At 70.5% G+C, this 16998-nt stretch carries 11 protein-coding genes; 7 read left to right on the top strand and 4 right to left on the bottom strand.

The annotated features are described in order from the left end of the window. Positions 1-157: 157 nt before the first annotated feature. On the bottom strand, positions 158-1624 hold the full coding sequence (gene ltrA, locus OTB19_RS31690) for a group II intron reverse transcriptase/maturase (RefSeq protein ID WP_267802118.1): 1467 nt from the start codon (positions 1622-1624) through the stop codon (positions 158-160). Between the two features lie 707 nt (positions 1625-2331). On the opposite strand from ltrA, the gene OTB19_RS31685 reads away from it, so the two are divergent. The 3 genes from OTB19_RS31685 to OTB19_RS31675 all read left to right on the top strand — a co-directional run bounded on the left by OTB19_RS31685 (position 2332) and on the right by OTB19_RS31675 (position 6205). Beyond that, positions 2332-3234, top strand: a complete 903-nt coding sequence (locus OTB19_RS31685) for a M24 family metallopeptidase (protein WP_267802117.1) — start codon at positions 2332-2334, stop codon at positions 3232-3234. Further along, the gene (locus tag OTB19_RS31680; RefSeq protein ID WP_267802116.1) at positions 3231-5012 is read left to right on the top strand and encodes an SDR family oxidoreductase; all 1782 of its coding nucleotides are present in this window, start codon (positions 3231-3233) and stop codon (positions 5010-5012) included. The genes OTB19_RS31685 and OTB19_RS31680 overlap by 4 nt, the downstream gene beginning before the upstream one ends. 278 nt (positions 5013-5290) lie before the next feature. After that, positions 5291-6205: a MerR family transcriptional regulator gene (locus OTB19_RS31675; protein ID WP_267802115.1), complete on the top strand. Its 915-nt coding sequence runs from the start codon at positions 5291-5293 to the stop codon at positions 6203-6205. 103 nt (positions 6206-6308) lie between these two features. Here OTB19_RS31675 and OTB19_RS31670 read toward each other — a convergent pair whose 3' ends face one another. Beyond that, complete coding sequence (locus OTB19_RS31670) at positions 6309-7256, bottom strand: aquaporin (RefSeq protein ID WP_267802114.1); 948 nt, start codon at positions 7254-7256, stop codon at positions 6309-6311. 134 nt (positions 7257-7390) lie between these two features. Between OTB19_RS31670 and OTB19_RS31665 the strand changes: the two genes are divergently transcribed. From OTB19_RS31665 to OTB19_RS31655, 3 genes are all read left to right on the top strand, one after another. Then, the gene (locus OTB19_RS31665) at positions 7391-7930 is read left to right on the top strand and encodes an RNA 2'-phosphotransferase (protein ID WP_267802113.1); all 540 of its coding nucleotides are present in this window, start codon (positions 7391-7393) and stop codon (positions 7928-7930) included. 128 nt (positions 7931-8058) lie between these two features. Next, positions 8059-10005 carry an HSP90 family protein gene (locus tag OTB19_RS31660; protein WP_267802112.1) on the top strand — a complete coding sequence of 649 codons (1947 nt, stop codon included), beginning with the start codon at positions 8059-8061 and terminating at the stop codon, positions 10003-10005. Then, the gene (locus OTB19_RS31655) at positions 10002-13070 is read left to right on the top strand and encodes a hypothetical protein (protein ID WP_267802111.1); all 3069 of its coding nucleotides are present in this window, start codon (positions 10002-10004) and stop codon (positions 13068-13070) included. Before OTB19_RS31660 ends, OTB19_RS31655 begins: the two co-directional genes overlap by 4 nt. 133 nt (positions 13071-13203) lie before the next feature. Here the strand turns inward: OTB19_RS31655 and OTB19_RS31650 are convergent, their stop codons facing one another. Further along, positions 13204-14106, bottom strand: coding sequence for an LLM class flavin-dependent oxidoreductase (locus OTB19_RS31650; RefSeq protein WP_267802110.1), 903 nt, complete (start codon positions 14104-14106; stop codon positions 13204-13206). Positions 14107-14277: 171 nt separating this feature from the next. Here OTB19_RS31650 and OTB19_RS31645 point away from each other — a divergent pair, with 171 nt between their 5' ends. Then, positions 14278-15153, top strand: a complete 876-nt coding sequence (locus tag OTB19_RS31645) for a Cof-type HAD-IIB family hydrolase (RefSeq protein ID WP_267802109.1) — start codon at positions 14278-14280, stop codon at positions 15151-15153. 94 nt (positions 15154-15247) lie between these two features. Here the strand turns inward: OTB19_RS31645 and OTB19_RS31640 are convergent, their stop codons facing one another. Further along, a complete protein-coding gene (locus tag OTB19_RS31640) occupies positions 15248-16984 on the bottom strand; it encodes a GAF domain-containing sensor histidine kinase (protein ID WP_267802108.1) in 1737 nt (578 codons plus the stop codon). Between the last annotated feature and the right edge of the window lie 14 nt (positions 16985-16998).

Here is a 16998-nt window from a genome sequence, read left to right as displayed (position 1 = left end):
CACTTACGAGGTGCCCTCTTGCTCGGGTCTGATGGAAGCGTAGAAACTCCCATCATCCCAGGTCAGCGGGCACCTCTTCTGATTTCTCCATCCACAGCCCGACCACTACGCGGTGGATCCAGGCTCAATGCACCGGGCTCTCCACGGTCTCTGCCGTTCAGGCGTGGTCGGGCTTGTTCCAGGGGTTGGGGATCGTGTTGCCTCGGTAGCGGTAACGGGTGACCGTCACCGTTTGGAGGTCGAACAGTTCGATCCCGTCCGCCGAGGGCCTCTTCCACCGGCCGTTGTGGTCGGTGAGGAGTCGGCGGACGTCCTTCCACCTCCAGCGGTGCAGCACGATCCACCAGCTGATCACCCGGTGCCAGACATAGCGCTGGAGGGTTCTCAGGGTGACTTTCGCGACCGCGTGCTTGAAGTAGTTGGCCCAGCCGCGCATGATCTGGTTGAGCCTGATCAGCACGTCCCTTGGATTCTGCTGCGACTTTCTGTTCGTGAGGGCACGGATCTTGTCCTTCAGCTGCCGGATGGGCCGGTCAGCGATGTAGGTGTAGACGTACCACTTGTCCGATCCTCGCTTGCGGCGCCACTGGATGCGGAACCCCAGGAAGTCGAACCCTTCCGACATGTGCACGATCTGGGTCTTGGCCTCGGAGAGGCGAAGACCCAGCGGTTGCAGCACGTCGGCGATGTCCTCGCGCAGCGCTTCGGCGTCGTCGCGGTTTCCGTCTGTCAGGACGACGAAGTCGTCCGCGTAGCGGACGATCCGCCAGTTCGGCAGACCTTTGCGACGGCGGTATCGGCGCCGGTAGCCGGTCGAGGTCTCCCCTTCTGGTTCCCATGGCCGCGTCAGGTGCTCATCGAGCGCCGTCAGAGCGATGTTCGCCAGGAGCGGGGAGAGGATCCCGCCCTGCGGGGTGCCGGTGTGGGTGTCCTCGCGGGCGCCGGTCTCGGTGAGAACGCCGGCCTTGAGGAACGCCTTGATCAGCAGCAGCACGCGCTTGTCCTTGACCCGCGCTCGCACTCGGTCCATGAGGGCCGTGTGGTCGATCGAGTCGAAGCACGCCTCGATGTCCGCGTCCAGGACCCAGCGGTAGCCGTGGGTTCCGTAGAAGTGGATCTCGGCGATCGCGTCGTGTGCCCGCCGCAGGGGTCTAAAGCCGTAGGAGACCGGCTTGAAGTCGGCCTCGAAGATCGGCTCCAGCACCAGCTTGAGGGCTGCCTGGACCACCCGGTCGGCGACGGTCGGGATGCCGAGCTTGCGCACCTTCCCGCTTCCGCCGGGCTTGGGGATCTTGCGCTCACGCACCGGCATCGGGCGGAATTCACCCGTTCGGAGCATGCGGCGCAGGTCCTCCAGGAACCCCTGAGTGCCAATGTCGCACTCGACGTTGACGGCCGTGAGGCCGTCGACGCCCGGGGTTTTCGCCCCCTTGTTTCCCGCGACCCGTTCGAACGCCACGAGCAGCGTCGCCGGGTCGTGCACGAGGTTGAACAGATCGTCGAACCTGCGGCCGTCATCGGCCGCCGCCCAACGGTGAAGTTTGGTCTGCATCCCCGATACCCGCTGGTGAGACCCCATGGGGGCCTCTGGGGCACCGCTGTTCAGTGGTGCGTCTTTCGGCATTGCGGCCTCCTTCCCTTCTCGAATCCGCTGCCGCCCTTCCCCATGTGCCGGGCTTTCCCCGGCTCGGAGTACTACGGCGGCTCCGCCCCGTCCCGGCCCGATCGGCCGACGGTGGGCCCAGCCTGGAATGACGCTGGCTGCGTCATCGCAGGTCAAGGCCGGGACGGTTCCCGTGTTCACGTGTTGTTCGATCGACGGAGGAGGAGTCCGGCTCTACCCCCGCGGCATCGCCACGGCTACCCCGCAGCACTTCACCGTGGCCTCCCCGAGCCCCAGTCCGAAGGTTCTCGGGAAGTTCCCCGCCCACTTGCCAAGGCGGAGACGCACCGCATCCAGCCCAGATCCGCCAGCTTCGAGCTGGTGTGGAATCAGGGAGCGTCAGCACCGGTTCCTCGCGTACTCCTTTCCGTCTCGCTTGCCGGACCCGCACCATCTGGCAGTACTGGCACGTCCCGGCTTTGTCAGGGCCGCTTGCCACCCTCCCCGTCACCTCACGGGTCGAGCTGCCCTCAGCTTCAACCGCCCTGCTGCGACAGGACGATGGTGGTGGCCTTTCACCTCCACTCGAACAACGCGCGCTTCACGGCGCACACAAGTTTGTCCACAGGTCGGTGCACGGACCTTGACGTGATCGCCAGTCATTGTCACATTCATCAGTGTCAAGTTACGGGCGCGTACGGCTACACGGACACGGACGGACGGCTGGCATGGCTGGGGAAACCAAGCAACGCACGACGCGACGCTCCGCATTCACCGGGGCGACCGGAACCGCGGGGGTCTCCGGGCTCAGCGCCGAACTGCGCGGATTCAGAGAGGTCCAGCGCCTCGCCTACGAGTGCGCCGAGGCCGTGGCGGCGCAGCTCCGCCCGGGTGTGACCGAGCGCGAGGCGGCGCGGATGCAGCGCGAGTGGCTGCGCGAGCGCGGGGTGCGGGACTGGTTCCACCTGCCGTTCGCGTGGTTCGGTGACCGCACCGCCTTCGCGAACTTCAAGATCCCCCTGCAGTTCTTCCCCACGAACCGGAGGCTGGAGCCGGGGATGCCCTTCATCCTCGACATGGCCCCGGTCCACAAGGGCTACGCCGCCGACGTCGGATACTCGGGGAGCCTCGGTCTGCATCCCGTCCAGGACCGCTTGATGGCGGACCTGCGGCCGCACCGCGAGCTGATCCTGCGACAGGTCCGCGAGCGCCGCTCCCTACGCGAGATATACGAGAACGTCGAGCGGCTCATGACCCGGCAGGGCTACGCCAACCGGCACCGGGCCTATCCGTTCGGCGTGATCGCCCACAAGCTGGACCGGGTCGGGGAGCGGCGCTGGTCACCGACCGTGTTCGGGTTCGGCACCCAGTCCCTCAAGGGTCTGGCGAGCGACGCCCTGCACGGGCACCGCGAGGGTTGGTCACCGCTGTGGAGTCCCTACCACTTCTCCGATCACGTGCCGCGGCCCGGCCTGTGGGCGGTGGAGCCGCACCTGGGCTTTCGTGGGACCGGCGCGAAGTTCGAGGAGATCCTGGTCGTCACCGACTCCCGGGACCCCGAGGAAAGCGCCTTCTGGTTGGACGACGATCTGCCGCACGTGCGGCGCTGGGCTGAGGAGAAGGCGGCATGAGCGGCATCGGCGGAACGGGTCTGGAAGGCGCGCGCGAGCGTCGGGTGAGCACGGGCGGGATCGAACTGTGCGTCGTCGAGCTGGGGGAGGTGGACCGGCCGACCGTCGTGCTGGTGCACGGCTACCCGGACAGCAAGGAAGTCTGGTCGGAGGTCGCCCGGCGGCTGGCCGAGCACTTCCACGTGGTGCTGTACGACGTACGGGGTCACGGCCGCTCGACGGCCCCCGTCCCCCTGCGCGGCGGCTTCACGCTGGAGAAGCTGACGGACGACTTCCTGGCCGTCGCCGACGCGGTGAGCCCGGACAGGCCGGTGCACCTGGTCGGCCACGACTGGGGCTCCGTACAGGGCTGGGAGTTCGCGACGGTCTCCCGCACCGAGGGCCGGATCGCCTCGTTCACCTCCATGTCGGGGCCGTCCCTCGACCACTTCGGGCACTGGATCAAGAAACGGATGGCCCGGCCCACGCCTCGCCGGGCCGCCCAACTCCTGAACCAGGGCGCCAAGTCCTGGTACGTGGCCATGCTGCACACTCCGGTGCTGCCCGAGCTGGCCTGGCGCGGACCGCTCGGCAAGCAGTGGCCCCGGATCCTCCAGCGCATGGAGAAGGTCCCCGCCGGCGACTACCCGACGTCGTCCCTGCCCTCGGACGCCGCGCACGGGGCCTGGCTCTACCGCGACAACGTGCGGTCCCGGATGCGCAGGCCGCGTGCCGACGCGTACGCGCACGTACCCGTGCAGCTGATCACGCCCACCGGGGACGCGTTCCTGTCCGAGCGGCTCTACGACGAGCTCGAACTCTGGGCCCCGGACCTGGTGCGGCGCACCCTGCCCGCGAAGCACTGGGTGCCGCGCACCCGCCCTGATCAACTGGCATCCTGGATCACCGAGTTCGTGACCGCGCGGGAGGAACCGGCGACGCGTGCCCCGGAGCGGAAGGCCCCCGGCCGGTACGCCGACCGGTTCGGTGGCCAACTGGTCCTGGTCACCGGAGCCGCCAGCGGCATCGGCCGGGCCACCGCCTTCGCCTTCTCCGAGGCCGGAGCCCGGGTCGTGTGCGTGGACCGGGACGCGGAGGGCGCGGCGCGCACCGCCGACATGGCCCGCCTGGTGGGGGCGCCGCAGGCCTGGGGCGAATGCGTGGACGTCAGCGACGAGCACGCGATGGAGAAGCTCGCGGAGAAGGTCGCCGCCGAGTACGGAATCGTGGACGTCCTGGTCAACAACGCCGGGATCGGGCTCTCCGGGTCCTTCCTCGACACCAGCGCCGAGGACTGGAAGAAGGTCCTCGACGTCAACCTGTGGGGCGTCATCCACGGCTGCCGGATCTTCGGCAAGCAGATGGCCGACCGCGATCAGGGCGGTCACATCGTCAACACCGCCTCGGCCGCCGCGTATCTGCCCTCGAAGACCCTGCCCGCGTACAGCACCTCCAAGGCGGCGGTGTTGATGTTGTCGGAGTGCCTGCGCGCGGAACTCGCCTCGAAGTCGATCGGCGTCTCGGCCATCTGTCCCGGCATCGTCAACACCAACATCACCGCCACCTCCCGTTTCGCCGGCGTGGACGAGGCCGAGGAGAAGCGTCGCCAGGAGCGCTCCTCGCGCCTGTACGGCCTGCGCAACTTCCCGCCGGAGAAGGTCGCGGACGCGATCCTGCTGGCCGTCGTGAAGAACCAGGCCGTGGTGCCGGTGACACCCGAGTCCAAGGGCGCCCTGTTGTTGTCCCGCCTCGCGCCGGGCGCCCTGCGACGGATCGCGAAACTGGAGCCCCGGCTGTGAGCGGGCCGGTACCCGGGAGGTGAGCGGCGGGACGAGGTGAGCGGGCGACCGGAGGAGTCGTTCGCTCCGGGACTCGCGTCCCGGGGACGACAGGGCCCGCAGGACGCCGCCGGCGCGCAGTGGGCACGGCACGGCCATACCCCGCTCCCGGCTGCGGTCGTACCATCCCTCGCAGGAGGGCTCGCTGCGCAGGGCGGTGGAGTACCTGGCGGCGCCACCTGCCGCCCGGACCGCGGCGGGCGCGGTCGGCCGAGCCGCCATGTCGTAGGGAGCCGGGATTGTCCGATCAGGCGGTAGCCGAGTACCGGATCGAGGATCTGGCGCACCACAGCGGCGCGACGGTGCGCACGATCAGGGCGTACCAGGACCGCGGTCTGCTGCCGAAGCCGGAGCGACGAGGCCGTTCGAACGTCTACCGGGACACGCACCTGGCGCGGCTGCGCCAGATCGCGGACCTGCTGGACCGCGGATACACCCTGGCCTCGATCAAGGAGTTGCTGGAGGCGTGGGACGCGGGGCGCGGGCTGGGCGGCGTCCTGGGCCTGGTCGCCGAGGTGCACGGGCCGTGGACCGACGAGGAGGCGGACCGGATCAGCCGGTCCGAACTCAACGAGCGGTTCGGCGGACGGCCCGACGACGACGCGGTGGGCGAGGCGTGCGAGCTCGGGGTGCTGGAACGCATCCCGGGCCGCCCGGACGAGTTCCTGGTGCCGTCGCCGCAGGAACTGGCGGTGGCCTCGGAGCTGTACGCGGCGGGGGTGCCGCTGGTGGCGATCACCGGGCATCTGAGGGAGTTGCGCGGGCAGGTCGAACACATCGCTTCGCGCTTCCTGGAGTTCACCACCGAGCACGTCTTCGCCCGCTACCTGGGGCACGTCCCACCCACGGACACGGACGCGGCGGAAGCGGCGGCGATGGTCCGCAGACTGCGGCCGCTGGCCCAACAGACGGTGGACGCGGAGCTGGCACGGGCGATGAGGCTGCTGGCCACCCGCCACCTCCAGCAGCACTTGGGCGCGGCCGGCGTCGCACAGCCCTCGGGTCCCACCCCGGTGGCGTTGCCGGCGGAAACGGTACGGGCGGTGCAGGAACTGGTGGGTCCCGACCATGTGGCGGAGTTCGTCCGGGCGGCGACGGAGCGGGAGATCCAGGCCCGGACGATGAACGAACTGGTCGGCAGGGGCGGCCGGTAGTACTCGATCAGTAGTCCACAGGGCGAATCGCCCTCTTGGCTGCAAAACTCATCGAATCGGCTGTGGACAAGTCGGGTTTTCCTGTGGGCAACCCTTCCTGGTCTCAAGCAGTGATACCCAGCTGGGTGTTGGGGCGGGCAATATCGGCCATCGTCGGCTCCGGCCCGATCTCCCCTCCACCGATTCCGGACCGGGCGTCGGGGCCGGCGCTCCGCCCTCCGTCGGGGGTGCCGTCGAGGCCGACCCCGGGCGCGATGTCCGTCACGGCATCCGGAACCGCGTCCGGCCCGGCGTCCGAACCGATACCCGATCCCGCGTCCTGCCCACCGCCCGACGCGGTGTCCGATCCGGCCGGGCGCAGGGCGGTGCGGTCGGTGCCGTAGAGCATTCCGGCGAGGGCGAGGCCGAGGATCCCGCCCAGCAACTGGGCCGCCACGAAACCGGGCAGCGACTGCGGGGCGATCCCGGTGAAGGAGTCACTGAAGGCCCGTCCGACGGTGCCCGCCGGGTTGGCGAAGGAACCCGACGAGGTGAACCAGATCGCCGCCGCTATGTAGGCGGCGACGGCGGCCGGGATCAGTTTGGCCCGGCCGATCCGGCCGAGTCCTTGGATGACCAGGACCAGTCCCGCGGTGGCGACGATCTCGCCGATCAGCAGGTGTCCGCCCCCGCGGATCCGGGTGGCGAAGGTCCCCGGCAGGCGCCCGAACATGGCCTCGGCGAGGAGCGCGCCACCGATGGCGCCCACGGTCTGGGCGACGGTATAGACGAGGGCGTCCCGGCCGTCGAGCCCCTGGCCTCCGGTACGACGGGCCCACCAGGAGGTGAGCGTGACCACCGGGTTGAGGTGGGCGCCCGACAGCGGACCGAAGAGCGTGATGATCAAGCCGAGGCCGATGGCGGAGGCGAGGGAGTTGGCGACGAGGGCGACACCGGTGTCACGACTCAGGGAGGCGGCCTGGATCCCCGAACCGATCACCACCACGAGCAGGCCTGCGGTACCGATGAGCTCGACTGTCGCCCGACGTGGCAGCGAAGCATCGATTGTCATGATTTCTCCCCCATGGGCGCCAGTTCAGCGGAAAATGTATTCCGTATCTTGGAAACGCGATAGAGGGAGTCCAGGTTCACGGGCCCGGCCGAAAATCACTGCCGAGAAGGCCCGCGACCCGGCACGCTGGGGCCATGGATGACAGACGCACCGTGAAGGTGTCCAAATACGTCTCGAAACACCTGCGACATCAGCCGGAACGGATCGGACTGGTGCTCGATCCGCACGGTTGGGTGGAGATCGACGACCTCCTGAACGCGGCGGCCGGCCACGGATTCTCCTTCACCCGGACGGAACTCGACCACGTCGTCGCGGCCAACGACAAACAACGCTTCGCCGTCGACGGCACCCGCATCAGGGCGAGCCAGGGACACACGGTCGCCGTGGACCTGGACCTGCCGGAAGCCGAACCGCCCGCGTACCTCTACCACGGCACCATCGCCGCGACCCTGGACACCATCCGCGCCGAGGGGCTGCGCCCGATGGCCCGTCACCACGTGCACCTGTCCCCGGACCGGGAGACCGCGACCCGGGTGGGCGCGCGGCGAGGGCGACCGGTCGTGCTCAGCGTGGACGCGGGCGCGATGCGGGCGGCCGGACACGTGTTCCGGATCAGCGCCAACGGAGTGTGGCTGGTGGACGCCGTACCGCCAGAGTTCCTGCGTTTCCAGTGACGCGGCACCCACACAATTCACAGGGAGAATGTCAGATCATCCCCCTAACCTGTTCCCACTCCGGGATCGGTGAGGGGGGCACCTCGCGATCGCCGAACCATCCATGCGAACACGTGAGGTGACGCCCCATGACGTCCGAAGCCGCATCCGAAGCCGTATCCGAGGCCGCGCCCGACGCTCCGTCCGAGGCCGCGTCCGAAGTCCCGACCGACATCGCGACCGAAGCCCCGACCGAACCTGCGGTCAACAGTTTCCAGGTCGACCTGCGCGGCCTGGTGGACCTGCTCTCCCATCACCTGTACTCCAGCCCGCGCGTCTACGTCCGCGAGCTGCTCCAGAACGCCGTCGACGCCGTCACCGCCCGCCACGCGCACGAGCCCGACGCGCAGGTCCACATCCGTCTCACCGCCTCCGCGGGCCGTGTCACCATCGAGGACTCCGGCATCGGCCTGACCGCGGCCGAGGCCCACTCCCTCCTCGCGACCATCGGCCGCAGCTCCAAGCGCGGCAACGGCGGGATCGAGGAACACGGCCTGGAGGACACCCGCCGGCAGTTCCTGGGCCAGTTCGGCATCGGACTGCTCGCCTGCTTCGTCGTCGCCCGTCAGATCCGCGTCGTCACCCGGTCCGCACGCGACCCCCTCGCGGCCCCCGTGGAATGGCTGGCCACGGACGACGGTTCCTACACCGTCCGCGAGCTTCCCCACGAAGCGCGCCCGGAGCCCGGTACGACCGTCCACCTGGAGACCCGCCCGGGCGCCGAGGAATGGACCGAGCCCGCCAGGGTCGAGCGCCTCGCGCGCGACTACGGTTCGCTGCTCCACCATGACATCACCTTCGACGACGGCGAAGGCGGCGAGCCCCGCCCGATCACCGATCGCCCCGCCGTGTGGGACCGTTCCTTCCCCACCCCGGCCGCCCGCCGCGTCGCGCTCGCCGGACACTGCGCGCAGCTCTTCGGTTTCACCCCGCTCGACAGCATCGACCTCGATCTTCCGGTCGCCGGCGTGCGCGGAGTCGCCTACGTCCTCGCCGAACCCACCAGCCCCGCCCACCGGGCCGGACACCGCGTCCACCTCAAGGGCATGCTGCTGACCGACCAGGCCGACAACCTGTTGCCGGAGTGGGCCTTCTTCGTCCGCGTCGTGCTCGACACCGACACCCTGCGGCCCACCGCCTCCCGCGAGAACCTGTACGACGACGAGACCCTCGCCGCGGTCCGCGAGGCCCTCGGTGCCCGGATCCGCGCCTGGCTCGCCGAACTCGCCGCGAGCGACCCGGAACGGCTGGCCTCCTTCCTGAGCGTCCACCACCTGGGCGTGAAGTCCCTGGCCCGGCACGACGCCGAACTCCTCGGCCTGATGCTGCCCTGGTTGCCGTTCGAGACCAGTGAGGGGTCGATGAGCCTGGAGGAGTTCGCGGCCGCGCACACCGACATCCACTTCACGCGCACCGTCGAGGAGTTCCGCCAGATCGCCCCGATCGCCGCGGCCCACGGCCTCGGTGTCATCAACGCCGGCTACACCTACGACGCCGACCTGCTGGCGCTCCTTCCCGCCGTACGACCCGAGCTCAAGGTCACCGAGCTTGACGCCGGGGCCGTCACCGAGCGACTCGACCCGGTACCGACCACCGTCGAACTGGCCCTCGCCTCCTTCCTGTCCACCGCCCGTACCCGGCTCGAACCCCAGAGCTGCGACGTGGTGCTGCGCGCCTTCCAGCCCGTGTCCGTCCCCGCGCTCTACCTCGACGACCGGCAGGCCCGGCAGGAACGCGACCGGACCGCGGCCCTCGACAGCGCCGATTCCCTGTGGACCGGCATCCTCGGCGCCCTGCGCGGTTCCGCGCCGCGCGCCCGCCTGGTCCTCAATCACAACAACCCGCTGATCCGCCGCATCGCGAACCTCCCCGACACGACCCTGACCGCGACCGCCGTCGAATCGCTGTACGGCCAGGCGCTGCTGATGTCCCAACGGCCGTTGCGCCCCGCCGACTCCACCCTGCTCAACCGTGCCTTCCTGGGCCTCCTGGAATGGGCGACCCACTCCACCGACACGCGGGAGAACGAGAAGTGAGCAACCTGACCCCGGAGGAAATCCGGAAGGCGCTGCACGAGAACCACCTCCTCCCCCACGGCGCCGCACGCAACGCGCAGGCCGAGGCACTCGCCGCGGCGGCCGAGGTCTGCGGTGACCGGGCCCTGTTCCGGAATGCGCTGGTGACCCTGATCGACGCGTACGAGTACAGCTCGGAACGCACCCGCATGATGGTCCCCTTCGCCCGGCTGCTCCAGGAGTACGACCGCGATCCCGGCACCTTCGACCGGGGCGAGGCCCATTCGCTCTTCTGGCGCTTCAAGTGGATCTCCGGCCAGATCATCAACTCGCCCGAGATCCCGCTGGCTTCCGCCGCCGGCTATCTGGAGGACATGGAGCGTCGCTACCGCCTCGCCGGATACAGCGAGCGCGCGGTGCGCCAGTCCGAGTACTACCTGGCGGACGCCATCGGCGACGACGAGCGGGCGGAGCGCGCGGTCGCCGCCTGGCAGGCCACCGAGCGCGACGAGATGAGCGACTGCCACGCCTGCGAGACCAACAGCCAGGGCTCGTTCTGGGCCACGAAGGGCGACGACGCCAAGGCCATCGAGATCTGGGAACCGGTACTGGCGGGCAAGCAGACCTGTCGGGAGGAACCACACCGGGTACTCGCACGGTCCTTGCTGCCCATGCTCCGCCAGGGCCGGATCGACGAGGCCCGCGCCCATCACCTGCGCGGCTACCGCCTGGCGCGCGGCAACGAGAGCCTGCTGCGCTCGATCGGCCAGCACATCGAGTTCTGCGCCCTCACAGGCAACGAGGCGCGCGGACTGGAGATCCTCTTCGACCACGACGCGCACCTCAAGCCGCTCACCGACGTCAAGGTCCAACTGGACTTCCACGGCGGGGTGCTCGTCCTGTTGGAGCGGCTCGCCACACTCGGCCACGGCGCCGGGACGTCCGTGCCCTACGAGGGATCCACCCACTCCGTCGACGAGCTGTGCGCGGTGCTGCACGCCGGCTGCCTGGACATCGCACGCCGGTTCGACGCGCGCAACGGCAACAGCCGCGTCTCCGACCGGTTCCTCGCCCGGCTCGGTCGGGCCCCCCTGGTCGACGTGCTGCCCCTCGGAGTGCGCAGTTCGGCGCTGCCACAAGCCGCACCGGTCACCGTCCCGACCCCGACCCCCGTCGAGGCCGAGCCGGCGCATCCGGCCGCCCCGGACGCCTCGGTGCGGGCCAGCGTCGACGCATCGGCGGAACGGGCCCGGCACGCCCGCGACCAGGGACACCCGGGTGCGGACGCGCTCTGGTCCGACCTCGCCGTACGCGTGGCGGCGCTCCCCGCCTCTGAGGCGGACCCATTGCTCGCCGCGGACTTGGCGGACCACCGGGCCGTGTCCGCTGCTCGTGCCGGAGCCCCCGAGGCGGCGGAATTGCTGGTTGCCGCCAGGGACCACTACCGGGCCCTGGGGCAGGCGGAACGAGCCGCGCTGGCGGAGCTGCGCCTGGCGGGTGTCGCCGCACAGGCCGGGGCGGATCCCGCGGAGACGCGGAGACTGCTCTCGACAGCCATCAGGGCCGCCGAGGCGCTGGATCCGGCCGACCCGGTACGGGGCCGCCGCATCGCGCGCGCCGAGCTGACCACGATCCGCCTGGAGCCGTACCTGCGGTCGATCGAGGCCACGCACGCACACGACGAGTCCGGGCACGACACCGGGCACGGACACGACCACCAGCACGAACAGGACCACGGCCACGCCGAACTGGCCGCCGAACTGGACTCCTTCATCGCCTCGTACGCGGAAGCGTTGCCTGAGGTGGCGGCGGAGGCGGAGGAGATGCTGGGCCGGGTGCTCCTCACCCAGGGCGACCCGGAGCGGGCCCTGTCCTCGCTGGCCTCGTCCGCCGACCGGGCCGTCACGGCGGGCTGCCCCTGGCAGGCAGTGGACGCCCTGGTGCTGCGGGCCGGCGTGCTGCTCTCGTTGGGCAGGCCCGAGGAAGCGGAGGCAGCGGCCCGGTCCGGGCTCAAACACGCCGCCGAGCTGACCGATCCCGAGGAGCAGGGCGTCGTACGCCTCACCTTGGCCGACACCCTGCTGCGCCGACGGGACGGGGCCGAGGAGGCCGCCGAACACGCGCTGACGGCGGCGCACTGGTTCGACCAGGCCGGACTGAGCGCCGATGGGGGCGCGCAGGCGCGGCTGCTGCTGGCACGCGCGTACGCGCGGACCGAGCGGTACGCCGATGCCGCGGAGGTGGTGCAGTCGACGCTGCCGGACCTGCTGGAGCAGGGTGAGCAGCAGGCCGTCTTCGTACGGGAGTTCCTCGGCGACCTGCTGCGCGAGGTGCGGGACCTGCCGGCCTCGGCGGAGCAGTACCTGCACGCCGCGGAGCTCACCAAGGACTGGGAGGACCCGCGTCCCCAGGCGGGCTTCGCGCAGGCGGCCGCCGACCAGCTCGCCGGCACCGAGCTGGTGCGCGAGGCGGTCGCCGCGTACGAACGGGCCCTGGAACTGCATCGGCAGGCGGGCGGTGCGCCGGTCGCTGAGGCACGGATCCTGCGTTCCCTGGCCTGGTTGGCTCTGCGCGAGGAGGTCACCGTGGACACGACGGCGGCGGCCAGGTCCCTGATGGACGAGGCCATCGGAGTGCTGGAAGCGGCGTTGGCCGCCGATCCGCAGGACCCGGAACTCCGGGCCGAACTCGCTCAGACCTGGCACCAGTCGGCGCAGGTCCTGGACCGTCAGGTCCGGACGATGAAAGCGGCCGACGAGGAGAACGACGAGGAGGGCGGGGCGAAGAGCGCCGTCTCGGCGGTCACCGTGCCCGGCGAGGCGGAGCTCACGGCGCTGCGACTGGAGGAGATCCGCCTGTGGGACCGGGCCGCGGTCGTCTACGCGGAGCTCGGCCACGACCACCTGGAGGACCGCTTCCAGTGCATCAACAACGCTGCCTGGACGGAGCAGGAGCTGGGCCGCCCGGAAGCGGGAGTCGAGCGGGTCACCGCGCTGATGGAGGAGATCCTGGCGCTGCCCGAAGGCGTCGTACCGGAGTGGATGCTGCCGAACGCGGAACGGATCCTCGCCCGCCTGAGGGCCTGAAGGGTTCGAGGGCCTGACGGTTCGAGGTCCGACGCCCTGAACGTCTGCGGGGATTGCGGTCCCGCGGTCCCCGCCCCACCGCTTCATCGCGGCGGGGCGGGGACCGCTCCCGCGTCCGGCGCCGGCCGGGGCCTCAGCTTTCGAGCTGGGTCAGGGCCTCGGTGGCGATGCGCTCGAACACGGCCTCGTCGGCGGCGAAGTCGGAGTTCGGAATCGGTGCGTGGACGACCAGTTCCGTGAAGCCGAGCTCCTGATGGCGGCCGGCGAAGTCGACGAACGCGTCCACGGACTCCAGCAGCGTGCCGCGCTCCGGGGTGAAGCCCGTCAGCAGGACCTTCTCCATCGCCCCGAAGTCGCGCTCGATCTCCACGCAGGCCTTCTCCAGCTTGCCGAGCTGCCCCCGCAGGGCCTCCAGCGACTGCTCCGGAGTCCCCTCGAAGACCTTCGGATCGCCCGCCGTCACCCAGGCCTGGCCGTGTCGCGCCACGACCTTCATGCCGCGGGGTCCGGTCGCCGCGACCGCGAACGGCAGCCTCGGCCGCTGAACGCATCCGGGGATGTTGCGGGCCTCCACGGCGGAGTAGAAGGCACCCTCCTCGGTCACCGCGCCCTCCGTCAGCAGCCGGTCCAGGAGCGGCACGAACTCGGCGAAGCGGTCGGCCCTCTCGCGCGGGGTCCACGGTTCCTGGCCCAGCGCGGTCGCGTCGAAGCCGTTGCCGCCCGCCCCGATGCCGAGGGTGACGCGCCCGCCGGAGATGTCGTCCAGGGACATGAGGTCCTTGGCCAGGGTCACCGGGTGTCGGAAGTTCGGCGAGGTGACGAGCGTGCCCAACCGGATCCGCTCGGTGGCACAGGCCGCCGCGGTCAGGGTGGGGATCGCGCCGTACCAGGGGCCGTCACGGAAGGTCCGCCAGGTGAGGTGGTCGTAGGTGTAGGCGGTGTGGAACCCGAGCTCCTCGGCCCTCGACCACTGGTCGCGGCCTCCTTCGTGCCACGGTCGGACGGGGAGAATCACAGTGCTCAGACGCAGACTCATACAGGCGAGCCTAAGGCGGTGCCCGCGTGTTTCACGTGAAACATTCGCGGCCGCCGCCTGCGCCCGGTCTCGGTTTCACGTGAAACATCGCCCGGGACCCGCGGCGGCACCGCGAAGCAGCAGGAATCCCACACGGCAGGCCGGCCGATCTTGGTCCAGTGCCATGGGCACATGGGCGAAGATGGAACCGTGACCTCGGCTCCCCAGCGCCCGGACGGGCCAACCCCCGCTCCCCGGCTCATCGCCACCGACCTCGACGGCACCCTGCTGCGCGACGACAAGACCGTCTCGCCCCGCACCGTCGCCGCCCTCGCCTCCGCCGAGGAGGCCGGCATCGAGGTCTTCTTCGTGACCGGACGCCCGGCCCGCTGGATGGACGTGGTCAGTGACCATGTCCACGGCCACGGGCTGGCGATCTGCGCGAACGGCGCGGCCGTGGTCGACCTGCACGCCGGCCGCGAGTTCGTACAGGTCCGGGGACTCCCTCGGGCCACCGCGCTCACGGTCGTGGACGCCCTGCGGGCCGCCGCTCCCGGTACGACCTTCGCCGTGGAACGCACCACCGGGATCAATTACGAGCCGGCGTACCCGCCGTTCTTCCAGGACCCGGGTGCCACGGTGGCCACCGCCGAGAAGCTGCTGCACGAGGAGTTGGACGACAGCGCCACACCCGTGCTGAAGCTGCTCGCGCACCATGCGGAACTGGCACCTGACGAGTTCCTGTTCCTGGCCCGTTCCGTCGCCGGTGTGTACGCGTCGATCACCCGCTCCAGCCCGACCGCCCTGCTGGAGATCAGCGGGCTCGGCGTCTCCAAGGCCAGTACCCTGGCGCTGTGTTGTGCCGAGCGCGGGATCTCCCCCGCCGAGGTGGTCGCCTTCGGTGACATGCCGAACGACGTGGAAATGCTCAGCTGGGCAGGTACCTCGTACGCCATGGGCAACGCCCATCCGGACGTGATCGCGGCCGCGTCCGGCCGTACGGTCGCCAACAACGAGGACGGGGTCGCCCTCGTCATCGAGCGCATCCTGACCGAACGCGGCGCGTAGGAAGACAAGCGAAGGCAGCCGGGCCCGGGAGCGGCCGGGCTCGGAGCAGTCGGCCCCGGGCTGCCTCGGGGCGGCGGGGCCGGCGCCCGGGCACTCAGAGCGGGGCCTCCCAGACCAGGGTGGTCCCGCTGCCGTCCTCGCCGATTCCCGGGCCGTACGAGCTCGACCCGCCCAGCGACTCGGCCCGGCGGCGGAGGTTCCGCAGCCCGCTGCGGCGGCCGCCCTCGGCGATGCCCACCCCGTCGTCCGCCACCTCCAACCGGACTCCGGGTCGGCCGTCGGTCAGGTGGATGGTGGAGTCCAGGACCACTTCGATCCGGGACGCCTCGGAGTGCCGGAACGCGTTCGACAGCGCCTCGCGGAGCGCCGCGATCAGGTTCTTGCCGACCAGTTCCCCCACGACCGCGTCGATCGGGCCGAGGAAGCGGTGGGCCGGCTTGAAGCCGAGGGGGACGGCGGCCATGTTGATCTCTCGCAGTACCCGGGTGCGCAATCCCGAAGGGGCTTCCGCCGGGCCCTGCTGGAGGGCGAAGATCGCGGTACGGATCTCCTGAATCGTGACGTCCAGCTCGTCCACGGCCTTGCCGACGCCGTCGCTGACCTCCGGGACGACGGACCGGCGCTGCGCGCCCTCCAACATCATTCCGGTGGCGAACAGCCGCTGGATCACCAGGTCGTGCAGATCACGGGCGATGCGGTCGCGGTCCTCGAACACCGCGAGCCGCTCCCGGTCGCGCTGGGCCTCGGCCATCATCAACGCGAGGGCGGCCTGGGAGGCGAACTGGGTCGCCAGGGTCCGCTCGGACTCGGTGAAGGGCCGCTTGCCGCGCGCCCGCGGGGTGACCAGGGCCCCGAGCACCCGTCCGCCGCTGTGCAGCGGCAGCATCATGCAGGGCCCGTACTGGCTGGTCAGCTTGCTGATCATGCGGGGGTCGGAGGCGGCGTCGTCCACGAAGACGGGCTCGCCCCGCAGCAGCTTGTCCACGACCGGGCTCTCGGCGGGGATGACGACACCGAGCGAGGTCGCCGGGTTCTCGGCGGACACGGCGACGATCTCCATCCCACCGTCCTCGGCCGGCAGCAGCACGATCCCGGCCGAGGAGTCGGCCAACCGGCGGGCCTGCTCGGCCACGACGGCAAGGGCGTCGTCCGCGTCCCCGCCGGACAACAGGGCCGTGGTGACGGCCACCGAGCCGTCGATCCACCGCTCGCGCTGGGTGGCGGCCTCGTACAGCCGGGCGTTGCCGATGGCGATGCCCGCCTCGGTGGCCAGCACGCGGACCATGTGCACGTCGTAGTCGTTGAACTCGCCGCCGCCGTTCTTCTCGGCGAGGTACAGATTGCCGAAGATCTCCCCCTGCACCCGGATCGGGACGCCGAGGAAGGTCTTCATGGGCGGGTGATGGGCCGGGAAGCCCGACGACCGGGGATCCTTCGTGAGATCGGCGAGCTGCACGGTGTCCGGGTGGGAGATGAGCGCGCCGAGCAGGCCCCGCTTCCCGTCGGGACGATGGCCGATCCTCCGTGCCGTCTCGGCGCTGATGCCGAAGGTGACGAAGTCCGAGAGCCCGCGGCCCTCGGTGTCGACGACGCCGATCGCCGCATACCGGGCGTCCGCCAGCTCGGCGGCCGTCTCGCAGATGCGGTCGAGGGTGGAGTGCAGTTCAAGGCCCGTACCGACCGAGCGCATGGCCTCCAGCAGTTGCGGCACCCGGGCGGTGAGCTCGGTGGAGAGGCCCTGCAGACTCCTGGTGGCCTGGGTGGCGGCCTCCAGCGGGTCCGGTGTTCCCCGTGATGGTTCCGGTGGTTCCTGAGACTCCTGCACTGACATGCCCTTGAGCCTAG

Source organism: Streptomyces sp. H27-H5 (genome assembly GCF_026627505.1).
GTDB lineage: Bacteria > Actinomycetota > Actinomycetes > Streptomycetales > Streptomycetaceae > Streptomyces.
This window is presented reverse-complemented; position numbering and strand designations above follow the sequence as displayed.

What these genes read in the sequence shown, in the direction of transcription:
- ltrA (WP_267802118.1), bottom strand. Translation starts at nt 1,624, where the DNA reads ATGCCGAAAGACGCACCACTGAACAGCGGTGCCCCAGAGGCCCCCATG.
- OTB19_RS31685 (WP_267802117.1), top strand. Translation starts at nt 2,332, where the DNA reads ATGGCTGGGGAAACCAAGCAACGCACGACGCGACGCTCCGCATTCACC.
- OTB19_RS31680 (WP_267802116.1), top strand. Translation starts at nt 3,231, where the DNA reads ATGAGCGGCATCGGCGGAACGGGTCTGGAAGGCGCGCGCGAGCGTCGG.
- OTB19_RS31670 (WP_267802114.1), bottom strand. Translation starts at nt 7,256, where the DNA reads ATGACAATCGATGCTTCGCTGCCACGTCGGGCGACAGTCGAGCTCATC.
- OTB19_RS31665 (WP_267802113.1), top strand. Translation starts at nt 7,391, where the DNA reads ATGGATGACAGACGCACCGTGAAGGTGTCCAAATACGTCTCGAAACAC.
- OTB19_RS31660 (WP_267802112.1), top strand. Translation starts at nt 8,059, where the DNA reads ATGACGTCCGAAGCCGCATCCGAAGCCGTATCCGAGGCCGCGCCCGAC.
- OTB19_RS31650 (WP_267802110.1), bottom strand. Translation starts at nt 14,106, where the DNA reads ATGAGTCTGCGTCTGAGCACTGTGATTCTCCCCGTCCGACCGTGGCAC.
- OTB19_RS31645 (WP_267802109.1), top strand. Translation starts at nt 14,278, where the DNA reads ATGGGCGAAGATGGAACCGTGACCTCGGCTCCCCAGCGCCCGGACGGG.
- OTB19_RS31640 (WP_267802108.1), bottom strand. Translation starts at nt 16,984, where the DNA reads ATGTCAGTGCAGGAGTCTCAGGAACCACCGGAACCATCACGGGGAACA.